Origin of the sequence: Phreatobacter cathodiphilus (assembly GCF_003008515.1) — a bacterium.
Lineage (GTDB): Bacteria > Pseudomonadota > Alphaproteobacteria > Rhizobiales > Phreatobacteraceae > Phreatobacter > Phreatobacter cathodiphilus.
This window is the reverse complement of sequence record NZ_CP027668.1, coordinates 3718757-3741455: the sequence shown is the minus strand read 5'-3', so window position 1 is coordinate 3741455 and position 22699 is coordinate 3718757. Positions and strand designations below refer to the sequence as shown.

Here is a 22699-nt window from a genome sequence, read left to right as displayed (position 1 = left end):
GCGGACAAGGCCCTCGCGCCCGGCAGGGCTGTCGCCATGCTTTGGCCGCGTTGAGGTTGTTCTTCGCGGCGAAGGCAGATCAACGACGACCCGCCGCGGATCCGGTCCCCTCGCCCGGCCGTCTTCGCCCTTGGCGAAGCGCGCCCGAAGCGGGTAAACAGGGCGAAGGTCGCGGCGCCATTCCCAAAAGGCCATGCTCTTGCGGATCAGCATCCCTTGTCTTGCCGGCGCCCTCGCGATCTTCGCCGGCGTCACCACGGCCGCCGCCCAGCAGGTGGGCCCGACCATCGTCGTCGACGCCGCCACCGGCCAGGTGCTGCAGTCCGACAGGGGTGGAGCCGCCTGGCTGCCGGCTTCCCTCACCAAGATGATGACGACCTATGTCGCCCTGCGACAGGTCCGCGCCGGCCGCGCCACCATGAACACCGGCCTCGTCGTGTCCCAGCGCGCCTTCCGCTCGGCCCCCTCCAAGATGGGCTTCCGGCCCGGCACGGTAGTGACGCTCGACAATGCGCTGAAGATGATCATGGTCAAGTCGGCCAACGACGTCTCGGTGACCATCGCCGAGGGCCTGGGCGGGTCGGTCGAGAACTTCGCGGCCATGATGAACGCCGAGGCCCGCCGCCTCGGCATGAGCGGCACGCGCTTCATCAACCCCAACGGTCTGCCCGGCGCCGGCCAGCAGACCACCGCCCGCGACATGGCCTTGCTCGCCTATGCCATGATGCGCGAATTCCCCGAGCACTCGCTGCTCTGGCGCATGCCGGCGATCCGCTTCGGCAACCGCGTCATGCGCAACCCCAACCACCTCATCGGCCGCTACCAGGGCGCCGACGGGTTCAAGACCGGCTTCACCTGCGCCTCCGGCTTCAACGTTGTGGCCACCGCCACCCGCGGCGGCCGCAAGCTGATCGTCGTCGTCCTCGGCGCCACCTCGGCGCGCGGCCGGGCCGAGACCGCCGCCGGCCTGTTCGAGCGCCATTTCGTCTCCGGCGGCTCGGGCGTCGGCCTCGACGGCATCGCCAACGACCTGTCCTCCGCGCCGCCGAACATCCGCGACCAGGCCTGCCGCCGCCGCGGCCGCGGCCCCGTCTACATCGAGGCCGGCGAGGAGCTCGACAACGAGCCAGCCGCCGCCGCCCCCACCGATCCCGGCAATCTCACCTATGCGCAGATGATGGCCGCCTCGCAGCAGCGACAGGGTCGCCCGGGCCGTCCGGCCGGCGCCCTCGCCGCCATGCCCGGTGCGGTGGTCTCGCTGCTCGGCCCCTATCGCCCCACCATGGATCCGGTTCCGGTCTCCATCGGCGGCGCCGGACCGATGGCGAACCCCGCCCCCGCCCTCGCCTCCACCGGCTCACAGAGCGTGACGCTCCCCGCCTCGACCAGCCCCGGCACCGTCATCGTCCCCGCCGCCCCCGCGGCGGCGGCCGTCGTGGCGCCCACCCACGGCGCCATCCGCCGCGGCGCTCCTGCCGCCGAACCCTCCGTCCGCCACGGCGCCATCGGCGCGCCGATGATGCTCAACGGCGCCCTGCCGCCGGAGCGCCCCGCCGCCGCCCCTCCGCGTGCCGGCAATACGCCCGCCAGCCCCGCCGCCCGTCCGGCCGCGCGGCAGGGCCGTGCCGCCGCTGTGACCGCCACGCGTCAGGCCCCCCGCCAGCAGCGTCCGCGCGAGCGCAGGTGACCCTCTCCCCGGTCGCCCTCGGCATCGCGGCGGCGCTCGCCTCGGCCACCGCCTACGGCATCAACATCGTCTATGCGCGCATGGCGACGCAGCAGGGCGTGTCGGCGGCAGACCTCGTCTTCCTGCGCGTCTTCCTCATGCTCGGCGCCGTCGGTATCCTGGTGGCGCTGCGCGGCCGCAGCCTCGCCATCCCTCGCGCCGGACGCCCCGCCGTCCTCGCCCTCGGCGTCGCCTCGGCGGGTGTCGGCCTCGCCTATTTCTTCGCCGTCTCCTTCGTGCCTATCGGCATCGCGGCGATCATCTTCTACACGTTTCCCCTGCTCATCCTGCTGGCGAGCCCTTTCGTCGAGGGCGGCCGGCTCACGCTGCACCGCCTCGGCGTCTTCGCTCTCGCCTTCACCGGCCTCGCCATCGCCATCGGCCCCGGTCTCGGCGGCATCGACATCCGCGGCATCGCGCTCGCCGCCCTCGCCAGCATGCTCGCCGCCTGGCAGTTCTTCATGGCTGCGCGCGCCGGGCGGCAGGCTCCGCCGGCCCTGCTGATGTTCTGGTCCCACATCGTCATCATGCCCATCGCCGGGACGGCCGCGCTGCTCCTCGGCGGCATCGGCTGGGGCGCCATCGGCCATGCCTGGTTCGCCAGCGCCATGACGGTCGCCGGCTATCTCCTCGGCTTCGCCCTGCAGATGGTCGCGGCGCGGCGCGCCCCCGCCGCTCTCATCGGCCTCGTCTTCTGCCTCGAGCCGGTCGTCGCGATCATCTTCGCCGGCCTGATCCTTGGCGAAACGCTCGGCGGTGCCCAGATGGTGGGGAGCCTCCTCGTGCTCGCCGCCCTCGTCGCCTCCTCCCTGGCGGAACTGAAGCGCGAGACCCCGTCCGCCCTTGCCGCCGCCGCACCCTCCGATGTCCGCTGAACCCGCACCCCGCCGGCCCCGCCCGCCCGTTCCCGTCACCGTGCTGACGGGGTTTCTCGGCGCCGGCAAGACGACGCTCCTCAACCGGCTGCTCGCCGACGAGGGGATGAAGGACACCGCCGTGCTCATCAACGAGTTCGGCGAGATCGGCCTCGACCACCTGCTGGTGCGCACCGTCGAGGACGGCATCGTCATGCTCTCCTCGGGCTGCGTCTGCTGCTCGGTCCGCGGCGATCTGGTGGCGGCGCTGGAAGACCTCCTGCGCGCCGTCGACAACGGCCGGATCGACCCCTTCAGCCGCGTGGTCATCGAGACCACCGGCCTCGCCGACCCGATCCCCGTCATCCACACGTTGATGGCGCACCCCTATCTCGTGCTGCGCTACCGGCTGGACGCGGTGATCACCGTCGTCGACGCGATCAACGGCCTCGCCACCCTCGATGCCCATCCGGAAGCGGTGCGGCAGGCGGCGGTGGCCGACCGCATCGTCGTCACCAAGACCGACCTCATCACCGATGGGCCGGCCCGCGAGAGCTTCGACCGGCTGATGACCCGCCTGGCGCAGCTCGCCCCCGCCGCCCGCAGGCTCGACGCCGCGAAAGGCGAGGCCAGCGCCGCGGAGGTGCTCGCCGCCGGCCTCACCGACCCGGTCACCAAGATCGTCGACGTCGCCCGCTGGCTCAACGAGGAGGCCCTCGCCGGCGCCGACGGCTCCCACACCCATGACGACGGCATCCGCGCCTTCGCCCTGACCAGCGACCAGGCCATGGGCTCGGCCGCCTTCGACATGTTCCTCGAGCTGCTGCGCGGCGCCCACGGCCCGCACCTGCTGCGCGTCAAGGGCGTGGTGAAGATCGCCGAGTTCCCCGACCGGCCCGTGGTCGTCCACGGCGCCCAGCACGTCTTCCACCCCACAACCGTGCTCGATTCCTGGCCGGACGGCGACGCCCGCACGCGCATCGTCTTCATCCTGAAGGACATGGACCCGGCGGTGATCCAGGCGCTGCACGACGCCTTCCTCGGCATCGCCCGTCCCGACCAGCCCGACAGGGCGGCGCTGACCGACAACCCCCTCGCCATTCCCGGCATTCGATTCTGACGCGGCCGCGCTCTTGCCCGCCGCCCGGTCCGGTGATCGACTGGGGCGGGAGGCGGTCATCATGGACTGGTCGGCGAAGCAATACGTCAAGTTCGAGGACGAGCGGACGCGCCCCGCCCGCGATCTCCTGGCGGCGGTGCCGACGCGCGAGCCGCGCCGCGTCGTCGATCTCGGCTGCGGCCCCGGCAACACCACCGAACTGCTGCTGAAGACCTATCCCAGGGCGGAGATCATGGGGATCGATTCCTCCCCCGACATGATCACCAACGCGCGGGCGCGGCTGCGCGGCATCTCCTTCGAGGTCGCCGACCTCACGACCTGGCGGCCCGACCCCGCCGCCCCCGTCGACGTCATCTATTCCAATGCCGTGTTCCAGTGGATCGCCGGCCACGAGACCATCCTGCCGCGGCTCCTCCACCTGCTGCCGGAGGGCGGCAGCCTGGCACTCCAGATGCCGGACAATCTCGACGAGCCGAGCCACGTCGGGATGCGCGACGCGGCGGCTGCCGGGCCCTGGGCCGCGAAGCTGGCCGAGGCCGAGGCATCGCACACGCCGATCGCCGCGGCGGGCGACTACTACCGCCTCCTCAAGCCCCATGCGGCGCGGGTGGACGTGTGGCGCACCGTCTATCACCACCCGCTCGACGGCATCGACGGCATCGTCGAGTGGTTCAAGGGCTCGCGGCTGCGCAGCTATCTCGGCCCTCTCGATCCCGCCGAACGCGAGGCCTATCTCGCCGCCTATCGCGCGGCGCTCGCTCCCCACTATCCGGCCGATGCCGAGGGCAAGGTGCTGCTCGCCTTCCCCCGCCTCTTCATCGTCGCCACGCGCTGACCCAGCCTTCAACGACAAGACACTCCCGAGGAAACACCCATGAACCGCATCGATCTCGCCGGCCGCACCGCCGTCATCACCGGAGGGGCGCGCGGCATCGGCTTCGCCGCCGCCGAGCGCATGCTCGACTCCGGAGCCGCCGTCGCGCTCTGGGACGTCGATGCGGCGAGGCTCGCGGAGGCCGAGGGCAAGCTGAAGGCCAAGGGCCGCGTCTCCACCCATGTCGTCGAACTCACCGACGAGGCCTCCGTCCAGGCCGCGACCGATGCCACCGCCGCCGCCCACGGCTCCATCGCCATCCTCGTCAACAATGCCGGCATCACCGGCGGCAACGGCAAGACCTGGGAGCTCGCCCCGGACGTCTGGCGCCGCGTCGTCGAGGTCAATCTCGTCGGGCCCTATCTCACCTGCCGCGCCGTGGTGCCGGTGATGCTGAAGGCCGGCTACGGGCGCATCGTCAACATCGCCTCCATCGCCGGCAAGGACGGCAACCCCAACGCCTCGCACTATTCGGCGTCGAAGGCGGGCCTGATCGGCCTCACCAAGTCGCTGGCGAAGGAGCTCGCCACCTCCGGCATCCTCGTCAACTGCATCACCCCGGCGGCGGCGAAGACCGAGATCTTCGACCAGATGAAACAGGAGCACATCGACTTCATGCTCTCGAAGATCCCGATGAACCGCTTCCTCCAGGTCGAGGAAGCCGCCGCCATGATCGCCTGGCTTTCCTCCGAGGACTGCGCCTTCTCGACCGGCGCCGTCTTCGACATTTCGGGCGGCCGCGCCGTTTACTGAAGGGCCCTTGCCGGCTTTCCTTGTGCGGTGCACCATGAGCGAAGTCCGCCGACGGAGTTCCGCCCCTGAGTGACCTCAGTCTCACCATCGCCATCGTCGACGAGAGCCGCTCCCGCGCCGCCATCATCGAGGAGGGGCTGCGCGACGCGGGCTATTCCCGCATCGTGCATATCGACGAGATGACCAACCTTCTCGCCCGCCTCTACGCCACCGACCCGGACGTTGTCGTCATCGACCTCGAAAACCCCTCGCGCGACGTGCTGGAACAGCTCTTTCAGGTCTCGCGGCTGGTGAAGCGGCCGGTCGCCATGTTCGTCGACCAGTCCGACACCGGCATGATCAACAAGGCGATCGAGGCGGGCGTCTCGGCCTATGTGGTCGACGGGCTGAAGAAGGAGCGGGTGAAGTCGATCCTCGACATGTGCGTCGCCCGCTTCCAGGCCTTCGCCAGGCTGCAGAACGAGCTCGACCAGGCGCTGTCGGCGCTGGAGGAGCGCAAGATCGTCGAGAAGGCCAAGGGCCTGCTGATGCGCCACAAGGGCATTTCGGAGGACGAGGCCTATACGCTGCTGCGCCGCCGCGCCATGAACGAGAAGAAGAAGCTCGCCGACATTGCCCAGGCGGTGGTTACCGGACTGGAGATGCTGGGATGAAACGGATCACCATCGGCTTCATCCCGCTCACCGACGCAGCGCCGCTCATCGCCGCCCACGAGCGCGGTTTTGCCGCCGAGGAGGGCCTGTCCTTCGATCTCGTCCGCGAGGTCTCCTGGGCCAACATCCGCGACAAGCTCTCCATCGGCCTGTTCGACGCCGCCCATATGCTCACCCCCCTGGCGCTGGCAAGCGCGCTCGGCATCGGCCACGTCAAGGTTCCGATGATCGCGCCGGTGACGCTCGCCCTCAACGGCAACGCCATCACTCTGTCGGCCGCCTTCGTGCGCGAACTGGGCGAGCTTCCCGAGGACCCCGTCGCGGCCCTGCCGCTCTTCGCCGCCGCCATCAAGCGCCGCGAGAGCGCTGGCCTCAGCCCCCCGGTTTTCGCGTCGACCTTCCCCTACTCCACCCACAACTACATCCTGCGCGCCTATCTCGCCGCCGGCGGAATCGATCCGGACCGCGACGTCCAGCTCGTGGTCATTCCGCCGCCTCTCATGGCGGGCTCGCTGGAAAAGGGCCTCATCGACGGCTTCTGCGTCGGCTCGCCCTGGAACTCGGTGGCCGTCGACCGCGGCGTCGGCCACATTCTCGCGCCGAGTTCGGCCCTGTTCTCGCGGATCCCCGAGAAGACGCTGGTGATCGGCGACACGCTGGCGGCGGGTGATGCCGGCACGCTGCGCGCCATCGTCGCCGCCACGGCCAAGGGGGCGGCCTGGTGCGCCGACCCGGGCAATGCCCTCGAACTCGCGGCCATGCTCTCGGCGCCGCATTATCTCAGCGTCGCCGCCCCGCTGGTGCTGCGCACCATCGAGGGCCGGCTGATCTTCACCCCCGGCGGTCCCTCCCGTTCGGTACCGGACTTCATTCGCTACGACGTGCCCGGCGCCGCCCGCCCGGACGCTGGCCGCTATGCCTGGCTCTACGCTCAGATGGTGCGCTGGGGCCAGACGCGGCTCGACCCCGGCGCGGCGGCCCGCATCGCCGCCCTCATCCGCACCGACCTCTTCGACGCGGCGGTGGGAGGGGACGGTGCGGCGGCCGATGCCGACCCGATCGGCAGCATTCTCGAACCGGCCTTCGATCCCGCCGATCTCGCCGGCTATCTCGCCCGTTTCGACGCCCGGGGCCTGCCGAAGTCGCGCGGCTGAGCGAAGTTTGCGCTGCACAACGAATCGGCAGCCACGCCGCGCCGCTGCCGCCGTTTCGAACGTTTCCAGGCTCCGGCCGCCCGGCGACCGGCCGCGGAGCGCCCACAATCCCGCCTTTCCGGACCGAAACGCACTTGGCACGGGGCTTGAATGCCTTTGTGGCGAGAGTGGCCGCAGGGCCGCCACCGGACCCAGCGCAGGGTCCATCAGCAACGCCGCTGACAGAAGTCCGACGTGCCGTCTTCCCCAAGGGAAGACATGGTGACGACAGGACCTTTGTCGGCGGTTTTTTTGTGCCCGGAACCAGCCGGGCGGCCTTTGAGGAACGAACAGAGCCGCGGTCTGCGCGGCCGATCATGAACCTGCCACCTGACCTTAACCGGGACCCGACGATGACAACGACCTTCCAGGCCAAGTCCCCCGCTGCCGCCGGCCGCACCAGCCGCCGCGCCTTTCTGAAGCAGACCGCCGCGACCGCCGCGCTCTTTGCCGCCGCCAAGGCCGCCCTGCCGGCCGGCGCCTTCGCGCAAGGAGCGGGTCCCGAGGTGAAGGGCACCAAGCTCGGCTACATCGCCCTCACCGACGCCGCGCCGCTCATCATCGCCAAGGAGAAGGGCTTTTACGCCAAGCACGGCGTGCCCGACATGGACATCGCCAAACAGGCGTCCTGGGGCGCGACGCGCGACAACATGGCCCTAGGCACCAAGGCCAACGGCATCGACGGCGGCCACATCCTCAGGCCCAAGGTCCATCTCTATACCACCGGCAAGGTGATGCAGAACGGCCAGTCGCTGCCGATGTACACCCTCCTCAACCTCAACGAGGACGGCCAGTCGATCTCGATTTCCAACGAGTACAAGGATCTGGCGATTCAGAAGGATTCCTCGCCGCTGAAGGCCGCCTTCGAGCGCAAGAAGGCGCAGGGCAAGGAGCTCACCGCCGCCATGACCTTCCCGGGCGGCACCCACGATCTGTGGATCCGCTACTGGCTCGCCGCCGGCGGCATCGATCCGGACAGCGACATCAAGGTGATCGTCGTGCCGCCGCCTCAGATGGTGGCGAACATGAAGGTCGGCACCATGGACTGCTTCTGCGTCGGCGAGCCGTGGAACGAGCAGCTCGTCAACCAGAACATCGGCTACACCGCCATCACCACCGGCGAGCTCTGGTTCAAGCACCCCGAGAAGATCCTCGGCATGCGCGCCGACTGGGTCGACGCCCATCCGAAGGCGACCCAGGCCATCCTCATGGCGGTGATGGAAGCCCAGCAGTGGTGCGAGAAGATGGAGAACAAGGAGGAGCTGGCGCAGATCGTCGGCCGCCGCCAGTGGTTCAACGTGCCCGTCAACGACATCAACGGACGCCTCAAGGGCAACATCAATTACGGCCACGGCCGCAAGGTGTCGGATTCGCCGCTGCGCATGAAGTTCTGGGGCGAGGGCGGCGCCGTCTCCTATCCCTGGAAGAGCCTCGACAGCTGGTTCGTCACCGAGAACATCCGCTGGGGCAAATTCGAGCCGAACACCGACATCAAGGCGCTCGTCGACAAGACCAACCGCTCGGACCTCTGGCTCGCCGCCGCCAAGACCCTCGGCGTCGCTGGCGTCCCGACCTCCGACAGCCGCGGCGTCGAGACCTTCTTCGACGGCGTGAAGTTCGATCCCGCCGACCCGCAGGCCTATCTGCGCGCGCTCAAGATCAAGCGCGCCCAGGTCTGACGGCCCCCGTCACCACCCTGCCGCCCGGATGCCGGGCGGCTCCCCACCTCCGGCAAGAGAGCGCTCATGTCCCGACCCGCATTGAGAGCCGTCGACACCATGCCCGATGTCGCCGCAGAGCCGCCGCCCAAGGCGGAGGTGGTGGCCCTGTCGCCCGCCCTTGCGCCGAGCCGGCTGGAGCGGCTGACGCCGCGGCTCGTCGCCGTCACGAGCGCAGTGGTGCCACCCCTCCTGACCCTGGCGCTGATCCTGCTCGTCTGGGAGATCCTCTGCTCCGGCTCGGGTGCCACCCTGCCCTCGCCGAGCCAGGTCTGGCGCGATGCAAGCGACCTGATCCTCGATCCCTTCTTCGTCGCCGGCAGCCAGGACATGGGGCTGGGCTGGCGCGTCATGACCTCGCTGCAACGCGTCGCCATCGGCTTCGGTCTCGCTGCGATCGTCGGCATCGTCGTCGGCACCATCGTCGGCCAGTCGACATGGGCCATGCGCGGCCTCGATCCGATCTTCCAGGTGCTGCGCACGGTGCCGCCGCTGGCCTGGCTGCCGATCTCGCTCGCTGCCTTCCGCGACGCTAATCCCAGCGCCATCTTCGTCATCTTCATCACGGCGATCTGGCCGATCCTGATCAACACCTCGGTCGGCATCCGCAACATCCCGCAGGACTATCGCAACGTCGCCGCCGTGCTGCGGCTGAACCAGATCGAGTTCTTCTGGAAGATCATGCTGCCCTCCGCGGCGCCCTACATCTTCACGGGCCTGAGGATCGGCGTCGGCCTCGCCTGGCTCGCCATCGTCGCCGCCGAGATGCTCACCGGCGGGATCGGCATCGGCTTCTTCATCTGGGACGCGTGGAACTCCTCCAAGCTCTCCGACATCATCGTCGCGCTCGTCTATATCGGCCTGGTCGGCTTCGTCCTCGACCGCCTGATCGCCGCGCTCGCGACCATCGTCACCCGCGGCACGGCCGCGAACTGAGGAGCGCTGCGATGAAACAGGCCCCCTATCTGCAGATCGACGGCGTCGACAAGACCTTCACCCGCGGCGGCACCTCCAACAACGTCCTCTCGCGAATCCACGTCGGCATCGACAAGGGCGAGTTCGTCTCCATCATCGGCCATTCCGGTTGCGGCAAGTCGACCCTGCTCAACATCATCGCCGGCCTCACCCCGGCGACCTCCGGCGGCGTGCTGCTCGACAACAAGGAGGTGAACGCGCCCGGCCCCGACCGCGCCGTCGTCTTCCAGAACCACTCGCTGCTGCCCTGGCTGACCGTCTACGACAATGTCCGCATGGCGGTGGACAAGGTCTTCAGCGCGACCAAGTCGCGGGCCGAACGGCACGACTGGACGCTGCACAAGCTCGACCTCGTCCACATGACCCATGCCAAGGACCGCCGCCCCGCCGAAATTTCCGGCGGCATGAAGCAGCGCGTCGGCATCGCCCGGGCGCTGGCCATGGAGCCGAAGGTGCTGCTGCTCGACGAGCCCTTCGGGGCGCTGGACGCCCTCACCCGCGCCCATCTCCAGGACTCGGTGATGCAGATTCATGCCTCGCTGAAGAACACGATGATCATGATCACCCACGATGTGGACGAGGCCGTCCTCCTCTCCGACAGGATCATCATGATGACCAACGGGCCCTCGGCCACCATCGGCGAGATCCTCGAGGTCTCGCTGCCGCGCCCGCGCAAGCGGCTCGAACTCGTCACCAACACCACCTACATCAAGGCCCGCGAGGCCGTGCTGAAGTTCCTCTACGAGCGCCACGCCTTCGTCGAAGCGGCCTGACGGACGCGGCCATGTCCGAACCGCTCGTCGTCATCGGCAACGGCATGGCCGCCGCGCGGCTCGTCGAGGAGCTCGGGCGGGTGGCGCTCGGCCGCTATTCCATCCTCGTCGTCGGGGCGGAGCCGCATCTCGCCTACAACCGCGTCCTGCTCTCCTCCGTTCTCGCAGGCGAGATGGCCCGCGAGGAGACCGAGCTGAAGCCTCTGACATGGTGGGAGCGCCAGGGCGTCACCCTCGTCTACGGCCGCCGCGCCGTCGCCGTCGACCGGGATAACCGCCAGGTCGTGCTGGAGGACGGCGCTCGCCTGCCCTACGCGCAGCTCGTGCTCGCCACCGGCTCCGATCCGATTCGCCTGCCCAAGCCCGGCATGGACTTGCCCGGCGTCGTCACCTTCCGCGACCATGCCGACGTCGACGCCATGCTGGCCGCCGCGGGTCCGGCGCGGCGGGCCGTGGTGATCGGCGGCGGCCTCCTCGGCATCGAGGCGGCCTCGGGCCTCGCCGCCAGTGGCACGCGGGTCACCCTCGTCCATCTGATGGACCGGCTGATGGAGCGCCAGCTCGACGCCGAGGCCGCGGCCCTCTTGAAGGCGGCGCTGGCGGCGCGCGGCATTACGGTCGAACTCGGTGCCGACACCGCCGCGGTGGAGGGCGACGGGCACGTCACGGGTCTCCGCCTCTCCGACGGCCGGCTGCTTCCCGCCGACCTCGTGGTCTGCGCCGTCGGCATCCGGCCCAACGCCACCCTGGCCCGCGAGGCGGGGCTCGCCACCGGCCGCGGCGTCCTCGTCGACGACCGTCTCGCCACATCCGATCCCGCCATCCACGCCATCGGCGAATGCGCCGAGCATCGTGGCATCTGCTACGGCCTGGTGGAGCCGGCCCTGCAGCAGGCCGCCGCGCTCGCCCGGAACCTGTCCGGCCGGCCCGCGACCTACGAGGGCACGGTGCTGGCCACCAACCTCAAGGTTTCCGGCATCCCCGTCTTCTCCGCCGGGGACTTCGAGGGCGGGCCGGGCGCCGAGACCGTGATCTGGCGCGATCCGGCCCTCGGCACCTACCGCAAGCTGGTGCTGCGCGGCGGCGCCCTCGCTGGCGCCCTGCTCTACGGCGAGACCGGCGACGGGCCCTGGTATCTCGACCTCATCCGTTCCGGCCGTCCCCTCGGGGCCCTGCGCGACGGCCTCATCTTCGGCCGCGCCCTGGCGGAGGCCGCCTGACCATGACGGCACAATCGCCTCTGCCCCGCCCGGTCGCCACGGCCTGCCCCTATTGCGGCGTCGGCTGCGGCGTCCTCGCCGGCGTCGATGCCGGCGGCGGCGTCACCATCGCCGGCGATCCGGCTCATCCCGCCAATCGCGGCCGGCTCTGCGTCAAGGGTTCGGCCCTCGGCGAGACGCTCGACCTCGAGGGCCGCCTTCTCCATCCGATGATGCGGACGCGGTCCGGCAGCATGGAACGTGTGTCCTGGGACACGGCGCTGGATGGCGTCGCCGAGGGGTTCCAGCACGCCATCCGGGAGGGCGGGCCTGATGCGACCGCGCTCTATCTCTCGGGCCAACTCCTGACCGAGGACTATTACGTCGCCAACAAGCTGATGAAGGGCTTCGTCGGCACCGCCAACGTCGATACCAATTCGCGCCTGTGCATGGCCTCCTCAGTCGCCGGTCATCGCCGCGCCTTCGGCTCCGACACCGTGCCGGGCACCTACGAGGACCTCGACGAGGCCGACCTCCTCGTCCTTGTCGGCTCCAACGCCGCCTGGTGTCACCCGATCCTTTGGCAGCGCATGGTGGCGAACCAGCAGGCGCGCGGCGCCCGCATCGTCGTCGTCGACCCGCGCCGCACCGCGACCGCGGCCGAGGCCGATCTGGTGCTGCAGATCCGGCCGGGCACCGACGCCGTGCTCTTCGCGGGGCTCCTGGTCAACCTGGCGGATACCGGCGGGCTGGACGAGGCCTGGCTCGCCGCCCACACGACCGGGTTCGACGAGGCGCTGGTCCGCGCCCGCGAGATCGCCCCGACCCTTGCGGCCACGGCGGCCGCGACGGGCCTGCCCGCGGACGACGTGGCGCGGCTCTTCGCCTGGTTCGCGGCGACCGGGAGGGCGGTGACGCTCTACAGCCAGGGCGTCAACCAGTCGGCCCAGGGCACCGACAAGGTCTCCGCCATCCTCAACGTGCATCTCGCCACCGGTCGCATCGGGCGGCCGGGCATGGGGCCCTTCTCGCTCACCGGCCAGCCCAACGCCATGGGCGGGCGGGAGGTCGGCGGCCTCGCCAACATGCTCGCCGCCCATATGGGCTTCACCGCCAGCGACATCGATCGCGTCCGCCGCTTCTGGGGCGCGCCGCGCATGGCCGAGCGCGAGGGCTTGAAAGCCGTGCAGATGTTCGACGCCGTCGCCCGCGGCGCGATCAGGGCGCTCTGGGTCATGGGCACCAACCCGGCCGCCAGCATGCCGCGTGCCGATCACGTGCGTCGCGCCATGGCCGGGCTCGATCTGCTCGTCGTTTCCGAGAACATGCTGTCCAACGACACGGTGAACGCGGGGGCGCATATCCTCCTGCCGGCCGCCGCCTGGGGCGAGAAGGACGGCACGGTCACCAATTCCGAACGCCGCATCACCCGTCAGCGGCCCTTCCTGGCGCTGCCGGGCGAAGCAAGGCCCGACTGGTGGATCATCGCCGGCGTCGCCCGGCGGCTCGGCTTCGGCGAGGCCTTCTCCTGGACCGGACCCGCGGCCGTCTTCCGCGAACACGCGGCGCTCTCGGCCTTCGAGAACCGCGGCACGCGCGACTTCGACCTCTCCGGCCTCGCCGGCCTGTCCGATGCCGATTACGAAGCTCTCCAGCCGGTGCAGTGGCCGGTGCGCAGGCCGGGCGACCGCACCGAGACGCGCTTCTTCGCCGCCGGCGGCTTCTTCACCGCGGACCGGCGCGCCCGTCTCGTCGCCATCGCCTCGCCGGTCCTCGCCGAGAGCCCGGACGCCCGGCGGCCCCTCCTGCTCAATACGGGGCGCCTGCGCGACCAGTGGCATACCATGACGCGGACGGGGAAGGCGCCGACCCTTGGCCGCCACAGCCCCGAACCCCTCCTCGCCCTCCATCCGAGCGATGCCGCCCACCTCGGCCTTTGCGAGGGAGACGTGGCGCGGCTCGACACCGCCCACGGGGCGGCGCGGCTGCGCGTCACGCTCGATCCGGGCCAGGCCCGCGGCGAGGTCTTCGCTCCGATCCACTGGACTGGAGAGACCGCTGCCGCGGCGCGGATCGGCGCGCTGGTCCAGGCGGCGACCGACCCCTTCTCCGGCCAGCCGGAGATGAAGGCGACGCCGGTGTCGGTGTCGCGCGTGGAGGTCGCGACCGACGGCTTCCTCGTCGCCCGTGGTGCCGCCGAGGCTCCGGAGGGTCTGATCTGGACGAAGGTCGCCGTGGCCGGCGGGGCGGGGCTGCTCTTCGCCGCAACGGAACCCCCGGATGCGCCGGCGCTGATCCGCCGCCTCGCGGGCGAGGACGGCACCATCGCGGAGGTCTGCGATCCCGCCCGCGGGCTCTACCGGGCGGCCGCCTACCGCGGCGAGGCGCTGGAGGCGGTGGTCTTCATCGGGCCCGGCGCCCGCGCCGCCTGGAGCGCCGTCGAGGGGCTCTTCGCCCGCCCGACCCTCGACCCGGCCACCCGGCGCGCGCTGCTGTCCGGCCGACCGGCCGACGGCCTGCCCGATCCCGGCCCGACGCTCTGCGCCTGTTTCTCCGTCGGCCTCACCGCCGTCGCCGCGGCCATCGCGGCGGGGGCCGGCGATGTCGACGCCGTCGGCCGCGCTACGAAGGCCGGCACCAATTGCGGTTCATGCCGCTCGGAGATCCGCAAGATCCTGCAGGCGAGGAGCCCCGTTCCCGCATGAGCGGCCGGCGCCGGCGGGACGAGACAAAGGCCGCGCCGCATCCTATCACCCCGCCATGGACCTGGGACTGAAGGGCAGATCGGCCATCGTCTGCGGCGGCAGCCGCGGCATGGGCCGCGCCGCGGCGGAGATGCTGGCGGCCGAAGGTGTCGCGCTCATCCTCTTCGCGCGCAATCCCGAGCGGCTGGACGCGGCGGCCGCCGAGATCCGCGCCCGCTTCGGCGTTCCGGTCGCGACCGTCGCTGGCGACGTCACCCTTCCCGCCGACCGGGCGCGGCTGGTTTCCGCCTGCCCGGCACCCGATATTCTCGTCACCAATGCCGACGGCATGCCGCCCGGCGACTTCCGGGCGTGGTCGCGGGAGGACTGGATCGCCGCCCTCGACGCCATGATGCTCGCCCCCATCGACCTGATGAAGGCGACGGTGGACGGCATGATGGCGCGCGGCTTCGGCCGCATCGTCAACATCGTCTCGCGCTCGGTGAAGAGCCCGCAGGCCGAGATGGGCCTGTCCAACGGCGCCCGCTCCGGCCTCGTCGGCTTCGTGGCGGGCCTCTCCCGCCAGACCGTCGGGCGCGGCGTCACCATCAACAACGTGCTGCCCGGCATCGTCGCCACCGACGCCCAGAAGCATCATGTCGAGAAGCTCAGCGCCATGACCGGGCGGCCTTACGCCGAGATCTGGGCCGAGCGCGCCGCCCAGAACCCCGCCGGCCGCTATGGCGAAGCGGCGGAGATCGGCGCCACCATCGCCTTCCTCTGCTCGGCCCATGCCGGGTTCATCACCGGGCAGAGCCTGCTGGTCGACGGCGGCCAATATCCCGGGACCTATTGAGCGGCCTCGACCGCGCGGGAACCTCGGCCGGGCCGGCCGGTTCCTCCATGGGGGGCTCGGCAAGGAGGATCCGCGATGACCAACGGCTCACGTGACGACGGCCGCTCGGCCAAGGACGCGCCGCGTTTCGATCAGGCGCAGCCGAACCAGCCTCGGCAGAACCAGTCCCAGCAGAACCAGGGCGGCGGCAGCGGCCAGCAACAGGGCGGCTTCCCACACGAGAACGGCGGCTGGGGCCAGGCCGAGGAGGACCTGCTCCGCGACCCGCAGGATGTCGACGCAACGAATCAGGACAGCCAGGGCGGCGCCTCGCGTCAGCGCCAGACGCGCCCCACGGGCATCTGACGGGCAAAAGGGCCGCCGCCCCATCGGGTGGCGGCCTTCTCGTCAATGGGTGGACGCCATCCGACGGCAGCTCTCCGCACAGCGCCGGCAGGCCGCGACACAATCGTCCATGCCGCCCAACCGCTCGCAGTCATCGGCGCACTCGGTGCAGATCTCCGCGCATTCGGCGCAGGTATGCTTGTGATGCGGCGTGCCGATCAGCATGAAGTGAGCGGAGGTGCGGCAGATCTCGGCGCACGCCATCATCAGCGTGAAATGGGCTTTCTCGACGTGTTTGCCACCCGCCTCCAGGCAATGGCCCATGGCCGAGGACAAGCAGGTCCTGTAGCAGGCGAGACAATCCCCGATGCAGGTTGTCATGGCTTCGGTCTGTCCGGAATGCATGGCGTCCTCCTTGGGGCAAGTCGGCAGGCGTGGCGCCGGTGAGCGTCAACCCCTGAGCGCGGCACGCGGTTCCTATCGGCCGCCGGGCGGGCGCGGACGAGTGCAGGCGAGATGGCCGCAGGTGCGACGGATGATGGAGCGTGGCGCGGCCGCTCGGGACCGCCTCACGTCTGTCTGGCGTGGGACTCAGGCCCGCTCGCGGGTCCACCAGACGGCCGCGAGGGCCAGCGCCGCCGGCAGCGCCTGGATGAACAGGATCGACGCCTTGGCCGTGGCGGCGCCGAACACGCCGGCGACGACGACGCAGCCGAGGAAGAAGATCTGCAGCGGCACCGCCAGGTGCTTCGGTGCGACGAGGCTCCAGACGAGACCGGCGGCGAGGAAGCCGTTGTAGAGGCCCTGGTTGGCGGCGAGCACCGCCGACTGGGCGGCGAAGTCCGGCGTCAGGTTGAACGCGCGCCGCCCGAACGGCGTGTTCCAGAAGAACATCTCGATGACGAGAAAGCCGGCATGGAGCAGGGCCACCAGCGCGACGAGGGCCTTGGCGAGCAGCGTCATCGGATGTCTCCCGGGGCTCAGCGCTTGCCGCGCAGCTTGAACACGGCCTGTTCGCCGAAGAAATTCCAGAACCACCAGGGCGCGTTGACGCGCACCTCGCGGCCCCAGCCATCGAGGGCGGTGGAATGGTCGATCACCGCCTCCACCTCGCGCACCAGATCGACGAAGTCGCGGATGGTGCAGAAGTGGATGTTGGGCGTGTCGTACCAGTGGTAGGGCAGATTTTCCGAGGTCGGCATGCGGCCGCGCGTGACGAGCTGCAGCCTGAGGCGCCAGTGCCCGAAATTGGGGAAGGAGACCACTGCCTGCTTGCCGATGCGCAGCATGTGCTCCAGCACCACGCGCGGCGCGCGGGTAGCCTGGATGGTCTGCGACAGGATCACCACGTCGAAGGCATCGTCCGGATAGAAGGCGAGGTCGGTGTCGGCGTCGCCCTGGATCACCGCGAGGCCCTCGGCGACGCAGCGGTTGACGCCCTCGCGCGACAGTTCGATGCCGCGCCCGTCGACGCCCTTCTCGTCGCGCAGCAGCTTCAGGAGACCGCCGTCGCCGCAGCCGACGTCCAGCACCTTCGATCCCGGCGCGATCAGGCGGGAGACGACGAGGTAGTCGGCGCGGATCGGGCCGGGAACGGCCGCCATGGTCAGATCGGTCGTCATGCGATGCCCCGGGCGCGCGCCGCCGAATCGAGGAAGCCGCGCGTGATGGCGAAGAGCTCCGGCTCGTCCAAAAGGAAGGCGTCGTGGCCCTTGTCCGAGGTGATCTCGGCGAAGGAGACGGAGGCGCCCGCCGCGTTGAGCGCGTGGACCACCTGGCGTGAATCCGCCGTGGGGAACAGCCAGTCGGAGGTGAAGGAGACGACGCAGAACCGCGTCGTCGTGCCGGCGAAGGCTTTCGCCAGCGATCCTCCGTGGTCGGCGGCGATGTCGAAATAGTCCATCGCCCGCGTCACGTAGAGATAGGAATTGGCGTCGAAGCGCTCGACGAAGGCCTCGCCCTGGTAGCGCAGATAGCTTTCCACCTGGAAATCGGCGTCGAAGGAGAAGGTCGGCGCGTCGCGGTCCTGGAAGCGGCGGCCGAACTTGCGGTGCAGGGCGGCGTCGGAGAGATAGGTGATGTGCGCCGCCATGCGGGCGACGGCGAGGCCGGCCGAGGGACGCGCGCCCTCGGCGAGGTAGCGTCCGCCGCGCCATTCCGGATCGGCCATGATCGCCTGCCGACCCACCTCGTGGAAGGCGATGTTCTGCGCCGAGTGGCGTGCCGCCGTGGCGATGGGCATGGCCGAGAACACGCGGTCGCGGTACTGCGTCGCCCATTGCAGCACCTGCATGCCGCCCATGGAGCCGCCGACGACGGAGAACAGCGTGTCGATGCCGAGCCGCTTCACCAGCATGGCCTGGGCCCTGACCATGTCGGGAATGGTGATGAGGGGCAGCGACAGGCCATAGGGCTTGCCCGTGGCGGGATCGGTGGAGGCCGGCCCCGTCGTGCCCATGCAGCCGCCGAGCACGTTGGAGGAAATGACGAAATAGCGGTCGGTGTCGATCGGCTTGCCCGGCCCGATCATGATCTCCCACCAGCCGGGCTTGCCGGTGACCGGATTGTCGCTCGCCACATGCTGGTCGCCGGTCAGGGCATGGCAGACGAGGATCGCGTTGGACCGGGCGGCGTTCAGCGTGCCGTAGGTGCGGTAGGCGATCTGGAAGGGCGCCAGCGCGATGCCGGCGTCGAGCAGCAGCGGTTCGTCGACGCCGAAACGGGCGACCTCGCCGGCGGGCTGGTCGGCCTGCTGGCGGGCGAGTTCGTCGGAGATGCGCCGGGGGCGAGCCATGAGTCTGGTTCTGGCGTTTTGAAAGACAGTCAGAGCGTTCGTTATTCCGAACAGTGCCGTTCTGGCAAGCGGATTCGCGAGCGCCTCACTCCTCCTCGCGCCGCAGCCGATCGAGATCGCGTCGCTCGGCCTTTGTCGGCCGGCCACTGCCCGCCTCGCGCTCGGCCACCGGCGAGGGCGGATCGAAGCGCGGCGGCTCGGGCGACAGATCCTCGTAGATGTGCTGTGCTTCCGAATAGGGCCCACGCCGCTCGGCGAGGGAGACGACCTTCAGCACCTTGATGCGGCCGGCGAGCGCCACGGTCACCACGTCGCCGATCCGGATCGCCTTGTGGGCCTGGTCGATGCGGGTGCCGTTGAGCCGGACCGAGCCGTCCTCGCAGAGGGTGGCGGCGGCGCTGCGCGTCTTCACGACGCGGGCGAACCACAGCCACTTGTCGATCCTCAGCTTGCCGGCCTCGCCCAAGCGCCCCGTCCGTCCGGATCAGGGCTTCTTCGTCAGCGCATCCTTGAGCGCTGCGAGCTTGGCGAAGGGAGAATTCGGGTCGGGCTCCTTCTCGCGGCGCGGGGCGCGGTCCTGCTGCGGGCGCGGGCCGCGCTGGTCGGGCCGCTCGTCGCGCTGCGGACGGTCTCGGCGGTCGCCGTCGCCACCCTTGCCGCGGAAGTCGCGGCCGCGGTTCTCGTGATTGCGATTCTCCTGGCCACCGGGGCCCTTGAACCGCGAGAAGTCGCGGCGCGGCGGCCGGCCGCCCTCGCGGCGCTCGCCCTCGGGCGCGCCCTCACGCGCCGGACCCTCGCCGGCGGGCTGTCCCTCGCGCGGACCTTGGTTCTGGCGCTGGCCCTCGCGGGGATTGCGGCCCTGACGCGGGCGGCCCTGGTGGGGGCGCTGCTCGCCCTCGCCGCGCTCGCCGCCGCGGCGGAAATCGCGGCGTCCGCCCCGCTCGCCATCCATGCGGCCACCGGGCCGCCAGACCTCGACGAGGGCGGGCTCCGCGGGAGCAGCGGCCTCTGCCGGTGCGGCCGAATCACTCGGCGCGGCCTCCTCGCCAGCTTCGGCGGTGGGCGCCGGCACGACGGCGAGTTCCGCCTCCGGATCCATCACGGCGTTGGGCGCCATGGTGTCGGTCATGGCCGGCGCCTCGAAATCGGGCGCCACCACGTCGACGGGCGGCAGGTCGGCGGCGGCCGCCGCTGCCGGCTCCTCCGTGACGGCGGGGGCGGGCACCGCCTCCTCGGCCACCGGTGCTGCGGCGTCGGTATCGGCGAGTTCGGCGATCGGGGCCGCCTCGGAGCCGGCCTCGTCCGTCGCTGCCTCGGCGGGAGCCTCGTCCATCGTCTCTTCGGCTGGAGCCTCGGCCGGGGCCGGGGTGCTCTCCACCGCGGACTTCGGCGGCGGCGCGGGACGCTTCTCCATTCGGTAGCCGAGGCCCTTCAGGATGGAGGCGAAATCCTCGCCCGAGCAGCCGACCAGCGAGGTCATGCCGACCGTCGCGGTGAAGCCGCCGCCGGGGAAATGGCCGGCCGGCTCCGGCGTCGGCGTGCCGGGACGCCAGGCGAGCGCCGGGCGGATGATGTCGGCGAGGCGCTCGAGAATGTCGACGCGCACGGCGCGGGCGCCCAGCGCCCGGAAGCCGACGAGGCGGTAAAGATCCTTCTCGATCTCCGGGTCGACGGCGATGGAGGTGCGGCCCGAGGCGGCGAGCGCCGGCAGCTCGGCGAGGCCCTTCTTCTCAAGCATGTCGTGCTTGAGCATGTAGAGCTGCAGTGCCAGGGCGCGCGGCGCCGGCTTCAGCGTCGCCGGCAGGTAGATGTGATAGGCGCCGAAGCGCACGCCGAGCTTGCGCAGGACGGCACGCGCCTCCTGGTCGAGCTGCTTGACGTCCTCGGCGACCTTCGGGCGCTCGACGACGCCGAGGGCCTCAGCGAGCTGGAAGGCGACGCCGCGGGCGAGGCCGGTGAGTTCCTCCGAACTCTCCAGAGCCAGGACGGGCCCGAGAAGCTTGGCGATCTGGGCATGAACCCACAGGTCGAGGCGGGCCTGCACCTGGTCGCGCGGGCCGCCGGTCAGATGCTCGTCGGAGAGGATGCGGACCCGGGGCGAGAGCACCTTGTCGCCGCCCACCAGCTTGGCCACCGCCTCGCCGCGCCAGCGGATCGTGCCGTCGTTGGAGAGGATGAAGGTCTCGTCGCCCGAGGCGGCGAGCTTCTCGGCGCGGGAGTCGATCTCGCCCGCCAGCGCCTTCGAAGCCGCCGCCCGAAGAGCCTTGCCGGCCTCGCCGTCGCCGGCCTGGGGATCGGGCGCGAAGCGGAAGCCCTCGAGCCGGCCGACGTGCTGGCCCTCGACGGTGACGTCGCCGGTCTTGGTGATCTCGGCTTCGAGCATGGTGTTTTCCCTTAGGCGCCGCATCAGCACGCTCGTCCTGCGGTCGACGAAGCGCTGCGTCAAGCGTTCATGGAGGGCGTCGGACAAAATGTCTTCGACGCGGCGGGTTTCGGCCTGCCAGTGGACGGGGTCGTCGACCCAATCCGGCCGGTTGGCCGCGAAGGTCCAGGTGCGGATGTGGGAGATGCGGGCCGACAACGTGTCGATGTCGCCGTCCGTACGGTCGGCGAAGGCGACCTGCGCGGCGATCCAGTCGGAGGGAATCCGGCCCGAACGTCCCGTGAGATAGCCGAAAAGCGTGGTGACGAGGTCGGCATGGCTGGCGGGCGAGATCTTGCGGTAGTCCGGCATCATGCAGGCTTCCCACAGCCGCGCGACGGCGGCGCGACCGACGGCGCGCTCCTTCACCATGGGGTCGCGCAGCGCCAGTTCCAGCACCCTTTGGTCCTCGGCGATGGGCGAGCGGGTGAGGCCAGCCTCGTTCGGCACCACGTCGAGGCTCTCCCGCAGCCGGTCCACCGAGCCGAAATCCAGATGGGTGTTGCGCCATTGCAGCACCTTCACCCCGTCGAAGGCATGGCTTTCGAGGGCGTGGACGAGCTCGTCCTCCAGCGGCGGGCAGCGACCCGTGGTGCCGAAGGTGCCGTCCCGGTTGGAGCGGCCGGCGCGGCCGGCGATCTGCGCGAATTCCACCGGGTTCAGCCGGCGGAACTGGTAGCCGTCATATTTGCGGTCGGCGGCGAAGGCGACGTGCTCGACGTCGAGGTTGAGGCCCATGCCGATGGCGTCGGTGGCGATGAGATAGTCGACGTCGCCCGCCTGATAGAGCTCCACCTGGGCGTTGCGGGTGCGCGGCGACAGAGCCCCCAGCACAACCGCCGCCCCCCCGCGCTGCCGGCGGATCAGCTCGGCGATGGCGTAGACCTCGTCGGCCGAGAAGGCGACGATGGCCGAGCGGCGCGGCAGCCGCGTGATCTTCTTCTCGCCGGCGAAGGAGAGGTTGGAGAAGCGCGGCCGTGTCACGATGTTGGCGCCGGGAACGAGCTTCTCGATCAGCCCGCGCATGGTGGCGGCGCCGAGCAGCATGGTCTCGTCGCGGCCGCGGCGGTTGAGGATGCGGTCGGTGAAGACGTGGCCGCGCTCGAGGTCGCCGGCGATCTGCACCTCGTCGATGGCGAGGAAGGAGACGTCGAGGTCGAGGGGCATGGCCTCGACGGTCGCCACCCAGTAGCGCGCGCCCGGAGGCTTGATCTTCTCCTCGCCGGTGACGAGGGCGACGGCGCCCTCACCGGCCCTGGCGACCAGCTTGCCGTAGACCTCGCGCGCCAGAAGGCGCAGCGGCAGGCCGATCAACCCCGAGGGATGGGCCAGCATCCGCTCGATGGCGAGCGTCGTCTTGCCCGTATTGGTGGGGCCAAGCACTGCGGTGACCCCACGCCCGCGGAGGGCGGGGGGCAATGGCGGAAGCGAAAGGGTCATTCCTCCATCCCTGTATCATGCCGGGACGGGGCGCGGGCATCTTTTCACGCCGCGCTGTCATCACATTCACGCCCGGAACGGGTGAGGAACGAATCGGGCCCGAATCGCTGACTCGTGCCGAGTCACGATTCGTTCCCGACGAGATGTGGTGGGTGCGAGTCGATCCGACCACTAGCCGAGTCGAAAGACGCGGGGGGTCGAGTCTTCGCGGTGTCGCCGCGAGTCATCTCGGTTGACGAATTCTTAACGGCGACTCCGCGCCGGCCTCCTGGCCGTACGAGGGACTCACGCAAGACTCGGCGTGGGTCCGCGAGGATTCGGTCTGGAACCGCAGAGACTCG

General features: G+C 70.5%; 20 protein-coding genes. 14 read left to right on the top strand and 6 right to left on the bottom strand.

Translation table 11 applies throughout. The features are described 5' to 3' along the window. Nucleotides 1-193: 193 nt before the first annotated feature. The 14 genes from C6569_RS17910 to C6569_RS17845 all read left to right on the top strand — a co-directional run bounded on the left by C6569_RS17910 (nt 194) and on the right by C6569_RS17845 (nt 15723). On the top strand, nt 194-1687 hold the full coding sequence (locus C6569_RS17910; protein ID WP_106750159.1) for a D-alanyl-D-alanine carboxypeptidase family protein: 1494 nt from the start codon (nt 194-196) through the stop codon (nt 1685-1687). Continuing rightward, nucleotides 1684-2601 carry an EamA family transporter gene (locus C6569_RS17905; protein WP_106750158.1) on the top strand — a complete coding sequence of 306 codons (918 nt, stop codon included), beginning with the start codon at nt 1684-1686 and terminating at the stop codon, nt 2599-2601. Before C6569_RS17910 ends, C6569_RS17905 begins: the two co-directional genes overlap by 4 nt. Next, entirely contained in the window at nt 2591-3700 is a 1110-nt protein-coding gene (locus tag C6569_RS17900) for a CobW family GTP-binding protein (protein ID WP_106750157.1), read from the top strand. Before C6569_RS17905 ends, C6569_RS17900 begins: the two co-directional genes overlap by 11 nt. A 58-nt stretch (nt 3701-3758) precedes the next feature. After that, nucleotides 3759-4535 carry a trans-aconitate 2-methyltransferase gene (gene tam / locus C6569_RS17895; RefSeq protein WP_215905836.1) on the top strand — a complete coding sequence of 259 codons (777 nt, stop codon included), beginning with the start codon at nt 3759-3761 and terminating at the stop codon, nt 4533-4535. Nucleotides 4536-4574: 39 nt separating this feature from the next. Further along, entirely contained in the window at nt 4575-5327 is a 753-nt protein-coding gene (locus tag C6569_RS17890; RefSeq protein ID WP_106750155.1) for an SDR family NAD(P)-dependent oxidoreductase, read from the top strand. A 65-nt stretch (nt 5328-5392) separates the two neighbouring features. Next, nucleotides 5393-5980, top strand: coding sequence for an ANTAR domain-containing response regulator (locus C6569_RS17885; protein ID WP_106750154.1), 588 nt, complete (start codon nt 5393-5395; stop codon nt 5978-5980). Beyond that, on the top strand, nt 5977-7134 hold the full coding sequence (locus C6569_RS17880) for a CmpA/NrtA family ABC transporter substrate-binding protein (RefSeq protein ID WP_106750153.1): 1158 nt from the start codon (nt 5977-5979) through the stop codon (nt 7132-7134). The genes C6569_RS17885 and C6569_RS17880 overlap by 4 nt, the downstream gene beginning before the upstream one ends. 392 nt (nt 7135-7526) lie before the next feature. Continuing rightward, nucleotides 7527-8852, top strand: coding sequence for a CmpA/NrtA family ABC transporter substrate-binding protein (locus C6569_RS17875; RefSeq protein WP_106750152.1), 1326 nt, complete (start codon nt 7527-7529; stop codon nt 8850-8852). A gap of 66 nt (nt 8853-8918) precedes the next feature. Continuing rightward, nucleotides 8919-9827, top strand: a complete 909-nt coding sequence (ntrB, locus tag C6569_RS17870) for a nitrate ABC transporter permease (RefSeq protein WP_245898143.1) — start codon at nt 8919-8921, stop codon at nt 9825-9827. 11 nt (nt 9828-9838) lie between these two features. Next, nucleotides 9839-10639: an ABC transporter ATP-binding protein gene (locus C6569_RS17865; protein ID WP_106750151.1), complete on the top strand. Its 801-nt coding sequence runs from the start codon at nt 9839-9841 to the stop codon at nt 10637-10639. Nucleotides 10640-10650: 11 nt separating this feature from the next. Further along, on the top strand, nt 10651-11859 hold the full coding sequence (locus tag C6569_RS17860; protein ID WP_106750150.1) for an NAD(P)/FAD-dependent oxidoreductase: 1209 nt from the start codon (nt 10651-10653) through the stop codon (nt 11857-11859). Between the two features lie 2 nt (nt 11860-11861). Beyond that, on the top strand, nt 11862-14543 hold the full coding sequence (locus tag C6569_RS17855; protein WP_106750149.1) for a nitrate reductase: 2682 nt from the start codon (nt 11862-11864) through the stop codon (nt 14541-14543). Between the two features lie 55 nt (nt 14544-14598). Further along, complete coding sequence (locus C6569_RS17850; RefSeq protein WP_106750148.1) at nt 14599-15378, top strand: SDR family oxidoreductase; 780 nt, start codon at nt 14599-14601, stop codon at nt 15376-15378. A gap of 75 nt (nt 15379-15453) precedes the next feature. Next, on the top strand, nt 15454-15723 hold the full coding sequence (locus C6569_RS17845) for a hypothetical protein (protein WP_106750147.1): 270 nt from the start codon (nt 15454-15456) through the stop codon (nt 15721-15723). A 42-nt stretch (nt 15724-15765) separates the two neighbouring features. On the opposite strand, the gene C6569_RS17840 is transcribed toward C6569_RS17845, so the two are convergent. The 6 genes from C6569_RS17840 to C6569_RS17815 all read right to left on the bottom strand — a co-directional run bounded on the left by C6569_RS17840 (nt 15766) and on the right by C6569_RS17815 (nt 22358). Beyond that, nucleotides 15766-16107: a four-helix bundle copper-binding protein gene (locus C6569_RS17840; protein WP_425440683.1), complete on the bottom strand. Its 342-nt coding sequence runs from the start codon at nt 16105-16107 to the stop codon at nt 15766-15768. A gap of 186 nt (nt 16108-16293) precedes the next feature. After that, a complete protein-coding gene (locus C6569_RS17835) occupies nt 16294-16665 on the bottom strand; it encodes a DUF1304 domain-containing protein (protein WP_106750146.1) in 372 nt (123 codons plus the stop codon). A 17-nt stretch (nt 16666-16682) separates the two neighbouring features. Beyond that, nucleotides 16683-17324, bottom strand: coding sequence for a methionine biosynthesis protein MetW (gene metW, locus C6569_RS17830; protein WP_106750145.1), 642 nt, complete (start codon nt 17322-17324; stop codon nt 16683-16685). After that, complete coding sequence (metX, locus tag C6569_RS17825) at nt 17321-18496, bottom strand: homoserine O-acetyltransferase MetX (protein ID WP_106750144.1); 1176 nt, start codon at nt 18494-18496, stop codon at nt 17321-17323. The genes metW and metX overlap by 4 nt, the downstream gene beginning before the upstream one ends. An 85-nt stretch (nt 18497-18581) precedes the next feature. Continuing rightward, nucleotides 18582-18962, bottom strand: coding sequence for an RNA-binding S4 domain-containing protein (locus tag C6569_RS17820; RefSeq protein WP_106750143.1), 381 nt, complete (start codon nt 18960-18962; stop codon nt 18582-18584). Between the two features lie 18 nt (nt 18963-18980). Continuing rightward, nucleotides 18981-22358 carry a helicase-related protein gene (locus tag C6569_RS17815; RefSeq protein ID WP_106750142.1) on the bottom strand — a complete coding sequence of 1126 codons (3378 nt, stop codon included), beginning with the start codon at nt 22356-22358 and terminating at the stop codon, nt 18981-18983. Nucleotides 22359-22699 lie beyond the last annotated feature (341 nt).

Bases quoted from the DNA above. Each gene is read 5' to 3' on its own strand.
- C6569_RS17880 (WP_106750153.1), top strand. From the start codon at position 5,977: ATGAAACGGATCACCATCGGCTTCATCCCGCTCACCGACGCAGCGCCG.
- metW (WP_106750145.1), bottom strand. From the start codon at position 17,324: ATGACGACCGATCTGACCATGGCGGCCGTTCCCGGCCCGATCCGCGCC.
- C6569_RS17910 (WP_106750159.1), top strand. From the start codon at position 194: ATGCTCTTGCGGATCAGCATCCCTTGTCTTGCCGGCGCCCTCGCGATC.
- C6569_RS17840 (WP_425440683.1), bottom strand. From the start codon at position 16,107: ATGCATTCCGGACAGACCGAAGCCATGACAACCTGCATCGGGGATTGT.
- C6569_RS17855 (WP_106750149.1), top strand. From the start codon at position 11,862: ATGACGGCACAATCGCCTCTGCCCCGCCCGGTCGCCACGGCCTGCCCC.
- C6569_RS17850 (WP_106750148.1), top strand. From the start codon at position 14,599: ATGGACCTGGGACTGAAGGGCAGATCGGCCATCGTCTGCGGCGGCAGC.
- C6569_RS17890 (WP_106750155.1), top strand. From the start codon at position 4,575: ATGAACCGCATCGATCTCGCCGGCCGCACCGCCGTCATCACCGGAGGG.
- C6569_RS17865 (WP_106750151.1), top strand. From the start codon at position 9,839: ATGAAACAGGCCCCCTATCTGCAGATCGACGGCGTCGACAAGACCTTC.
- C6569_RS17875 (WP_106750152.1), top strand. From the start codon at position 7,527: ATGACAACGACCTTCCAGGCCAAGTCCCCCGCTGCCGCCGGCCGCACC.
- C6569_RS17860 (WP_106750150.1), top strand. From the start codon at position 10,651: ATGTCCGAACCGCTCGTCGTCATCGGCAACGGCATGGCCGCCGCGCGG.
- metX (WP_106750144.1), bottom strand. From the start codon at position 18,496: ATGGCTCGCCCCCGGCGCATCTCCGACGAACTCGCCCGCCAGCAGGCC.
- ntrB (WP_245898143.1), top strand. From the start codon at position 8,919: ATGTCCCGACCCGCATTGAGAGCCGTCGACACCATGCCCGATGTCGCC.
- C6569_RS17815 (WP_106750142.1), bottom strand. From the start codon at position 22,358: ATGACCCTTTCGCTTCCGCCATTGCCCCCCGCCCTCCGCGGGCGTGGG.
- C6569_RS17835 (WP_106750146.1), bottom strand. From the start codon at position 16,665: ATGACGCTGCTCGCCAAGGCCCTCGTCGCGCTGGTGGCCCTGCTCCAT.
- C6569_RS17900 (WP_106750157.1), top strand. From the start codon at position 2,591: ATGTCCGCTGAACCCGCACCCCGCCGGCCCCGCCCGCCCGTTCCCGTC.
- C6569_RS17845 (WP_106750147.1), top strand. From the start codon at position 15,454: ATGACCAACGGCTCACGTGACGACGGCCGCTCGGCCAAGGACGCGCCG.